Raw genomic sequence first — 8325 nt, 5'->3', positions numbered from 1 at the left:
GCTGGGCCTCAGCATCGTGTCGAAGATCGTGGACGAGCATGGCGGCAGCATCCGGCTGGAGAACGTGCCCGATGCCGGCGCCTGCTTCGTCATCTATCTGCCGGCGGCGGAGACGGCAGAGAAGGGGAGCGGCGCATGAAGCCCAGCATCCTCATCGTCGAGGACGAGCCCAAAATGCGGCGGCTGCTGGAGCTGAACCTGGGCGAGGACGGCTTCACCACCCTTGGCGCGGGCGATGCCGAGACCGGTCTCAAGCTGTTGCACAGCTCGCCCGTGGACCTGGTGATCACCGACGTCAAGCTGCCGGGCATGGACGGGATGGAATTCCTGCAGGCGGTGAAGCGCATCAACGCTGCACTGCCGGTGGTGGTGATGACCGCCTTCGGCACGGTGGAGACGGCGGTGCAGGCGATGAAGCTCGGCGCCAGCAACTACCTGCTCAAGCCGTTCTCGCTCGACGAGATGCGCCTGGTGGTGCGCAAGGAACTCGACGTCCGCCAACTGCGCGAGGAGAACCGCTCCCTGCGCGAGGCGCTGCAGCAGCGCTATCAGCATCCCAACATCGTGGCCCGCAGCAAGCCGATGCAGGAAGTGCTGGCGATGGTGGAGCGGGTGGCGGCCACCCATTCGACCGTCCTGCTGGGCGGCGAGAGCGGGGTGGGCAAGGACCTGATCGCGCGCGCCATCCACGAGCGCTCGCGCCGAGCCGCCGGGCCGTTCGTGAAGATCAACAGCACCGCCATCCCGGAGAACCTGCTGGAGAGCGAACTATTCGGCTACGAGAAAGGCGCGTTCACCGGGGCGGCCGCCAGCAAGCCGGGCAAGTTCGAACTGGCCGACAAGGGAACGTTGTTCCTGGATGAGATCGGCGATGTACCGGGCAGCACCCAGGTGAAGCTGCTGCGCGTCCTGCAGGAACGCGAGTTCGAGCGCCTGGGCGGCACGCGCACGCTCAAGGTGGACGTGCGGCTGGTGGCGGCCACCAACCGCGACCTGCGCGCCGCGCTGGAGGAGGGCACATTCCGCGAAGATCTCTATTACCGGCTGAACGTCGTGCCCATCGACATTCCGCCCCTGCGCGAGCGCAAGGAAGACATCCCGGAATTGGCCAACCTCTTCCTGGCGCGCGCGTCGGCGGAGGTCGGCAAGGAGTTCCGCGGCCTCGCGCCCGATGCGCTCAAGCTGTTGATGCAGCACCACTGGCCGGGGAATGTGCGCGAATTGCAGAACATCGTGGAGCGCGCCGCGGCGCTGGCGCGCGGATCGACCATCGAGGCCGGCGATATCCACCTCGACGCCCTGCGCCCCAAGGTTCTGAACGGCGGCGCTCCGATGCTGCCCGAAGGCATGACCCTGGACCAGTGGGAGGATGAGATCATCCGCGAGGCAGTGCGCCGCGCTAACGGCAATAAGAGCCAGGCGGCGCGCCAACTCGGCCTGTCGCGTAACGCGCTGCGCTATCGCCTGTCGAAGATGGGCATTGAAGACGACGACCAAGAGCCCTGACCGCGTCCCTGCGGGACGGTCGCGGGCCGGGGGCGGCCGCGCCACGCCAGTTTCGTCAGGAGTCTGACCAAGTGGCCGAATTCAGCCACTGCTGGCCGAAGGCGGCCAGACCCAGCCGTGCCGAGCTTCCTCCACACATTGAAAACAAACCACTTGCCGGCTCCGAGTATGGCAATGGCATTGCACTCCACGGTAGTGCGCGAACTCCTTCGATCCCGGGAGCCCGCGCCAACCGAGGTGGGCCATGAAACGCAATCTTGTTCTCGTGATTTGCATGGTGGCGCTGGCATTTCTAGGGACGGCCAGCGCACAAGTGGAAGTTTCGCCGGGAGTGGCGCGCGTCAGCCTGATTCACGGCGACGTCTCGTCGCAGCGCGGTGATACCGGGGATTGGGCGGCCGCAGCGCTGAACCAGCCGGTGGTCGCCGGCGACAGCGTCTCCACCGGGGACCGCTCCCGCGCCGAAATCCAGCTCGACCATGCCAACATCCTCCGCCTGGGCAACAACGCCGAGGCCAAGGTGGCGACGCTCACCCGCACCCAGGTGCAGGTGCAGGTCGGCCGAGGCCTCGCCTACTACAGCGTCTTCAAGGAAGGCGAGGCCGAGATCGAGATCGATACGCCGAATGTGGCCATCCGTCCTACGTCGCGCGAGGGCGTGTATCGGGTCCAGGTGGATACCGGCGAAACCCAGGTGATCGTGCGCAAGGGATCGGCGGACATCTCCACCCCGCAGGGCAGCACCCGCCTGGAGAAGGGGCAGTCAGCCGTGGTGCGCGGTACCGCCGATGAGGCGGAATACAAGCTGGTCAGCGCGCCGTCGAAGGACGATTGGGATTCCTGGAACAACGAGCGCGATGGCGTGATCCGCAACGCGCAGTCCTGGGGACACACCAACCGTTATTACGTGGGCAGCGAGGACCTGGACGCCTACGGGCGTTGGGTGGATGTCCCGGATTACGGTCTGGTTTGGGCGCCGGTAGTGTCAGCAGGTTGGGCGCCCTATCGCGCGGGCCGCTGGGTCTGGGAGCCCTACTGGGGCTGGACCTGGGTGTCGTACGAGCCCTGGGGCTGGGCGCCGTATCACTACGGCCGCTGGTTCCACTGGAACTCTTCGTGGTACTGGTGGCCGGGCCCGGTGCATCACTACTACCGGCCGATCTGGGCTCCGGCCTACGTCTCGTTCTTCGGATTCGGCAGCCACTGGGGTGTCGGCTTCGGCTTCGGCTCCATCGGCTGGCTCCCGATCGGTCCCTGCGACCGCTTCTATCCCTGGTGGGGACACTACCGGTCGCACTTCAACGCGGTGCATGTCACCAACATCACCAACATCACGAACATCACCAACGTGAAGAATTATGGCGGCATCGCGCCCCTGCACCGGGGCGACCGGTTCTCCAACCTGCGGCAGGCGAGCACCGACATGCGGGTGCGCGAGGCGATCTCGACCGTGCCCACGGAGCAGTTTGGCACCGGGCGCTCCGCGGCCAAGCCGGTCAGCGGCGAGGTCTTCCGTGAGGGCCGGATGATGACCGGGAACCTGCCCCTGGTGCCCACCAAAGACAATCTCTCCGCCACCAACCGACCGGCGAGCGCGACTACGTTCCACGCCGGTGCGAAGCCGGAGCGTTTCTTCAGCCAAAGGCAGCCGGCGGCGCCGGAGAGCTTCGCGCGGCAAGCCGCGCAAGTGGAGCGCGCCATCGGGCGCGATCCCAAGTTTCGGCCGGAGCGCGCGCAGACCGGGGCGCAGAGCAGCGTTCGGGGTGGACCGGAGAGCGCCGTGAAGAGCGAGCAGCCCTTGAGGGGCCCGGCTGCGGCACAGCCCGCGACGCCCAACGGTTGGCGGCGCTTCGATCGCTCGGAAGCGGCGCCTAGCCAGCCCGTGCGCAGCGCCGAGCAGAGCCCGAACCCGATGCGCTCCTATCCTTCGAGCTCAGCCGCGACCCGCAGCGAGGCGGCGCGCCAGGACCAGCAGACGACTTCGGACCGCTACGGCTGGCACAAGTTCTCGGAGCCCGGCGGACAGGGTGAGCGCCGCAATACGGGCCCGTCGGGCCAGTCCCGCGAGACGCGTCCAGCCGCCCCGGCGACGACCGCCCCTGCCCGCTCCGAGCCCTCGCCCGACCGCGGGGCGGGGTGGCGTCACTTCGAACCGCAGAGCCAACCAGTAGAGACTCCGGGCCGAGCCGTGAGCCCCGAACGACCGTCGGAGCGCTGGACGCCGGCCAGTCCCAGCAGCGAGAGCCGCGGCCCGGGATCCTCGCGCGAGTACCGCGCCCCGGCGTATCGCGGCGAGCCTGCTCCCAGCTCCCGGCCGCCGCTCAACCTGCGGCAGCCGATCGTGACGCCTCGTTCCTCCGGCGGCCCGTCAGGCGGCCACGGTGGTTACAGCGCCCCATCCCATAGCGGCGGTAAGGGATCGTCCGGTGGCGGCGGGGGTTCGCAAAAGGGTTCTTCCGGCGGCGGACCCCACGGCAACCGTTTCCGCTAAGCCCGAGGTCAGCCCGGAACCATGCGTTCCGGGCTGACTTCTGCCCCCGTAGTAGCGTGGCCCCTCGCTGCGTTACCAAGAGGCATGGACTTCGGCGATTTGAGGGAGCCACCAGTTCGGGCTATCGTTCACCCGCCTGAAGTCTTCTTGGAGGAAAACCAGCCTGTGGCCTCGCTCCCCGACGCCACCCCGTCGAAACGGACCTACGTGAAGCGCTTCCCCAAGCGTTCTGTGGACCTCCGCTTTTCTGTGCTGCGTGGCGCCAGCCGGGTGGCGCGGGGACGTTGCTCCAGCCTGAACGAGACCGGTTTCGGCGCGGTCATCGCCGGCGAGCTGCCGCTGGGCGAGACCTTTTCTATCGAGTTCATCCTGGCGCCGACCAACACGCCGGTGAAGCTCATGGCCAGCGTGCGGCAGCGCCAGGGATTCCTGCACATCTTCGACTTCATCGCCCCCGGCGATGCGCAGCGCCGCATGATCGCCGATTTCTGGTGCGAGCAGTTGGACCAGAACCGCTGATCCTTATTCGCATCCTGAGCGACCCTTACTGCAGGCGTCATCCCGAGGGCCTTTAAGGCCCGAAGCATCTCACGGGGACGATTTGCGAGCCCTGCACGCGAGATGCTTCGCGGCTAAAGCCGCTCAGCATGACGCCATGGAGCCGATGCACAACGCCTTCGCACCTCCTCCGGCGAAACACCCGCCCGGCGCAGTGCGCGCAAGCTCAGGGCGTCGTGGCGCTTGGCCAGCCGGACGCCGTGCTGGTCGCGGACCAGGTCGCAGTGGTAGAACGCCGGGACAGGCAAGCCGAGGGCGCGGGCCAGCAGGATCTGGCGGGCCGTGGACTTCAGCAGATCTGCGCCGCGGACCACTTCCGTGATCTGCATGGCGGCATCATCCACCACCACCGCCAGCTGGTAGGCGGGGACATCGTCGCGCCGCCAGACCACGAAGTCGCCGAAGTCCTTGCCGGAGACAAAGCGCTGCTCGCCCTGCCGCAGATCGACGAATGCGACCTCTTCACCGTCAGGAACCCGGAAGCGCCAGTGCACGCCCTGAGGCTGCTGGTGATTGCGCGCCTCCGACAAGCGATGCCGGCATCGCCCGGAATAGAGCGGCTCGTCGTCATCTTCCTGCGGAGCGGCCGCAGTCTGCGCCAGCTCCTTGCGCGAGCAGGCGCAGGGATAGAGCACGCCGCGGTCGCGCAGCGTCCGCCAGGCCGCCAGGTAGTGGTCGCGCCGCTGGCTCTGGACGTAGGGCGCGAACGGACCGCCGACGTCGGGACCTTCCTGCCAGGTGATGCCGAGCCAGCGCAGGTCCTCCATCATCGCCTGGGCGAAGTCGGGGCGGGAGCGCTGCGGATCCAAGTCCTCGTTGCGCAAGACGAGCGTGCCCTGGTGCTGCTGTGCGCGCTGGTATGAGGCCCAGAAGGTGCAGGCGTGCCCCAGGTGGAGCAGTCCGGTGGGGGAGGGTGCGAGGCGACCGCGATACGCCACGGCTGCTACTTCAACTTCACGCCGTCGGGGTAGAGCAGGATCTTGCTGGCCTCGCCGGTCTTCAGCCGGTCCATACCCTTGGCGAAGTCCCTCATCGCCAGGCGGTCGGTGATGACCGGATGGAGGTCGAGCTTGCCGGCCTTCAGCAGCGCGGTCATCTGGTACCAGGTCTGGTACATGCGCCGGCCGTTGATGCCTTGGATGGTGATGCCCTTGAAGATGATGTCTTCGGAGAAGTTCAGCGAGATCGGCTTGGAGGTCAGGCCCAGGAGGGACACGCGCCCGCCGCGGCGCACGATGTCGAAGCCTGTTCGGATGGCGTCCGGATGCCCGGCCATCTCGCACACCACATCCACGCCCACGCCGTCGGTCTCGTCCTTGACGATGGCGCGCACATCCTGGCTGCCGGGATCGAGCACGAAGTCGGCGTGCATCTTCTTGGCCACCCGGCGGCGGTACTCGTTGACCTCGATGGCAAACACCTTGGTGGCGCCGCAGGCCCGCGCTACCGCGATGGCGAACAGGCCGATGGGCCCGCAGCCGGTGATGGCCACGGTCTTGCCCGCGATCTCGCCCGCCATCACGGTGTGCACCGCGTTGCCCAGCGGGTCGAGGATGGAGGCGTACTCCTGCGGGATCTCGGGATCCAGCTTCCAGATGTTCGATTCCGGGATGCAGACGAACTCGGCGAAGGCGCCGTCGGCGTCCACGCCGATGATCTTCACGTTCTGGCAGATGTGGGCCTCGCCCGTCCGGCACTGGAAACACTTGCCGCAGGCCACGTGCATCTCGGCGGAGACGAAGTCGCCTTCCTTGACCGTGGTGACCTCGTCACCGAAGGCGAACACCTCGCCGCAGAACTCGTGGCCGGGGATGAGCGGGGGATGGATGCGGTGCTGCGCCCACTTGTCCCAGTTGTAGATGTGCAGATCGGTGCCGCAGACCGACGCCACCTTCACCTTCACCAGGACGTCGGTGCGTCCGAACTTCGGGATCTTGACCTCGCGGATCTCTGTCCCCGGGGCGTGGTGCGGTTTCACCACCGCCAGCATCGTCTCAGCCATGAGTCACCTGATGAGTGCGCGGTATGAATGCCAAACACTTGATTTTAGCACCGCGCCCTACCGGGGGACCTGCGCCATCGGGTTGACATCAGCGGAAGGCGCGACCAGTTCCAGTTCTATCCCGCCGATCTTGCCGGCCACCACGTTGTAGATCAGCGCCGTGACGACCCCCATGACGAAGCCGATGCCGGCGTAGAACACCGGCATCATCACCGCCAGGACCAGCATCACGCCGCCGGCGATGGCGTCTTGCCCCTTGCCCGCCAGGGCGCCGGCCATGCCGGCGATCAGGAAGATCGGCACGAACAGCAGCCCGATGGCCCCTTGAATGACCGCCATCATCTTGCCCACGGACATCACACCCATCGACTTGAGTCTGAACATGCGCCCTCCTTGAAAAGGGATCACTGGCCGCGCTCGCGCAGCTTTTGCTTCATCTCCTGCCCGTATTCCTCCGACTTCCCCCGCGGAATGCTGAGCGTCTTCCAGTCCTTGCCGCGCCAGTGCTTGGCTAAGAACACGATCTGCCCGATGTGGTAGGCGTAATGCGCGGTGGCGCGATGGATCGCCTGCAGCACCGTGTGCTCGGCGCCGCGGATGGTCACCGTCCGGGCCAGGTCCTCCGGTTTGAGCGACGCGATGGTGCCAAAGACGATCTTGTAGCCGGCCTCCCAGACTTCCATCAGGCGGGCCCGGGTGTCGTCCTTGCCGATCTCGAATTCGCGGTCGCGGAGGCGCCACGGCTTCTCGCCGTCGGTGGTGAGGAGATCGGTGAAGCGCGAGTGCGCGTTGCCGGCGATGTGTTTCACCATCACGGCGAGGCTGTTGGATTCGCCGTCGTCCAGCACGCGAAAGAATTCTTCGTCACTGACCTGGGCCAGCGCGCCTTCCGCCAGCCGCTTGTTGCCTCGCAGGCTGCGACGCGCTTCATCCAGGTAGCGGGTTCCGGAGTCGTCGGCCATGGAGGGCAGTGTACCCGAGGCCGGCGATGCGGATTTCTGTTGACAGGGTTTCGCATTGACCCCAATATCATGGATAGCAGGTCTCTGGTACCCAATATGTTGGGCCTGAGATGCGGGCCCCGATCGTCCCAGGAAGATTTCTCCAACGGAGGGAATGCGACCCACGATGAAGAAGAAAGCAAAATCGAAGAAAAAGAAACACTGACGCGAGGCACGACCTCGCGCCTACATAGGGAGCCTGTTGAGAATTCCACCGGCCGCCGAGAGGCGGCCTTCTTGTTGAGCAGGAGTCGAGAGTCAGTAGTCGGTGCTCGCTGACTTCCGACTCCTGACTACTTTTTTCTGATTGCCACTTGCCGCCGCACGCACTACTATCCCGCTACGCCTCGTCGTCAACTTTCCCATGGCTACTGCCGCCAAGTCACGCGCCCGGAAGAAAGCCGCCGAGGTCGTCATCCCCGACAAGCTCTACTTCCGCATCGGCGAGGTGGCGCGCCTGTGCCGCCTGCCCGCCTACGTCCTGCGCTTCTGGGAGACGGAGTTCCCCCAGTTGAAGCCCACCAAGTCCAGCACTGGGCAGCGCATGTATCGCCGGCGCGATGTGGAGAGCGTGTTGCGCATCAAGCAACTGCTCTACGACCAGGGATTCACCATCGCCGGGGCACGGCAAGTGCTGTCCCGCGATGCGCGGGGGCCGAAGTCGCAGAGTGCGCTGCCATTCCTGGCGCCGCCCGATCCCAGCTCGCTGCGGCAGGTGCGCGCCGGGCTCAAGGACTTGCTCACCCTGCTCTCCGCCCGCCGCTGAT

General features: G+C 66.4%; 8 protein-coding genes. 4 read left to right on the top strand and 4 right to left on the bottom strand.

Going from position 1 to position 8325, the window contains the following annotated elements:
- The first annotated feature begins 135 nt into the window (after positions 1-135).
- The 3 genes from VMS96_09165 (at position 136) to VMS96_09155 (ending at position 4516) form a co-directional block, all read left to right on the top strand.
- The gene (locus tag VMS96_09165) at positions 136-1506 is read left to right on the top strand and encodes a sigma-54 dependent transcriptional regulator (GenBank protein HVP43592.1); all 1371 of its coding nucleotides are present in this window, start codon (positions 136-138) and stop codon (positions 1504-1506) included.
- Between the two features lie 244 nt (positions 1507-1750).
- A complete protein-coding gene (locus VMS96_09160; protein ID HVP43591.1) occupies positions 1751-3997 on the top strand; it encodes a DUF6600 domain-containing protein in 2247 nt (748 codons plus the stop codon).
- Positions 3998-4162: 165 nt separating this feature from the next.
- Positions 4163-4516 carry a hypothetical protein gene (locus VMS96_09155; GenBank protein ID HVP43590.1) on the top strand — a complete coding sequence of 118 codons (354 nt, stop codon included), beginning with the start codon at positions 4163-4165 and terminating at the stop codon, positions 4514-4516.
- Positions 4517-4629: 113 nt separating this feature from the next.
- Here the strand turns inward: VMS96_09155 and gluQRS are convergent, their stop codons facing one another.
- Genes gluQRS through VMS96_09135 form a run of 4 tightly spaced genes read right to left on the bottom strand, consistent with a single transcriptional unit; the run spans position 4630 to position 7519 of the window.
- Positions 4630-5493 carry a tRNA glutamyl-Q(34) synthetase GluQRS gene (gluQRS, locus tag VMS96_09150; protein ID HVP43589.1) on the bottom strand — a complete coding sequence of 288 codons (864 nt, stop codon included), beginning with the start codon at positions 5491-5493 and terminating at the stop codon, positions 4630-4632.
- Positions 5494-5498: 5 nt separating this feature from the next.
- Positions 5499-6557 carry an L-threonine 3-dehydrogenase gene (gene tdh, locus VMS96_09145; GenBank protein HVP43588.1) on the bottom strand — a complete coding sequence of 353 codons (1059 nt, stop codon included), beginning with the start codon at positions 6555-6557 and terminating at the stop codon, positions 5499-5501.
- Between the two features lie 57 nt (positions 6558-6614).
- Positions 6615-6941: a hypothetical protein gene (locus VMS96_09140; protein HVP43587.1), complete on the bottom strand. Its 327-nt coding sequence runs from the start codon at positions 6939-6941 to the stop codon at positions 6615-6617.
- 20 nt (positions 6942-6961) lie between these two features.
- Positions 6962-7519: a DUF1572 family protein gene (locus VMS96_09135; protein HVP43586.1), complete on the bottom strand. Its 558-nt coding sequence runs from the start codon at positions 7517-7519 to the stop codon at positions 6962-6964.
- Positions 7520-7922: 403 nt separating this feature from the next.
- Between VMS96_09135 and VMS96_09130 the strand changes: the two genes are divergently transcribed.
- Positions 7923-8324: a MerR family transcriptional regulator gene (locus tag VMS96_09130; GenBank protein HVP43585.1), complete on the top strand. Its 402-nt coding sequence runs from the start codon at positions 7923-7925 to the stop codon at positions 8322-8324.
- Position 8325 lies beyond the last annotated feature (1 nt).

The organism is Terriglobales bacterium, from assembly GCA_035543055.1.
Lineage (GTDB): Bacteria > Acidobacteriota > Terriglobia > Terriglobales > Acidobacteriaceae > JAIQFD01.
This window is presented reverse-complemented; position numbering and strand designations above follow the sequence as displayed.

Bases quoted from the DNA above. Each gene is read 5' to 3' on its own strand.
- VMS96_09165 (HVP43592.1), top strand. From the start codon at position 136: ATGAAGCCCAGCATCCTCATCGTCGAGGACGAGCCCAAAATGCGGCGG.
- VMS96_09160 (HVP43591.1), top strand. From the start codon at position 1,751: ATGAAACGCAATCTTGTTCTCGTGATTTGCATGGTGGCGCTGGCATTT.
- tdh (HVP43588.1), bottom strand. From the start codon at position 6,557: ATGGCTGAGACGATGCTGGCGGTGGTGAAACCGCACCACGCCCCGGGG.
- VMS96_09140 (HVP43587.1), bottom strand. From the start codon at position 6,941: ATGTTCAGACTCAAGTCGATGGGTGTGATGTCCGTGGGCAAGATGATG.
- VMS96_09135 (HVP43586.1), bottom strand. From the start codon at position 7,519: ATGGCCGACGACTCCGGAACCCGCTACCTGGATGAAGCGCGTCGCAGC.
- VMS96_09130 (HVP43585.1), top strand. From the start codon at position 7,923: ATGGCTACTGCCGCCAAGTCACGCGCCCGGAAGAAAGCCGCCGAGGTC.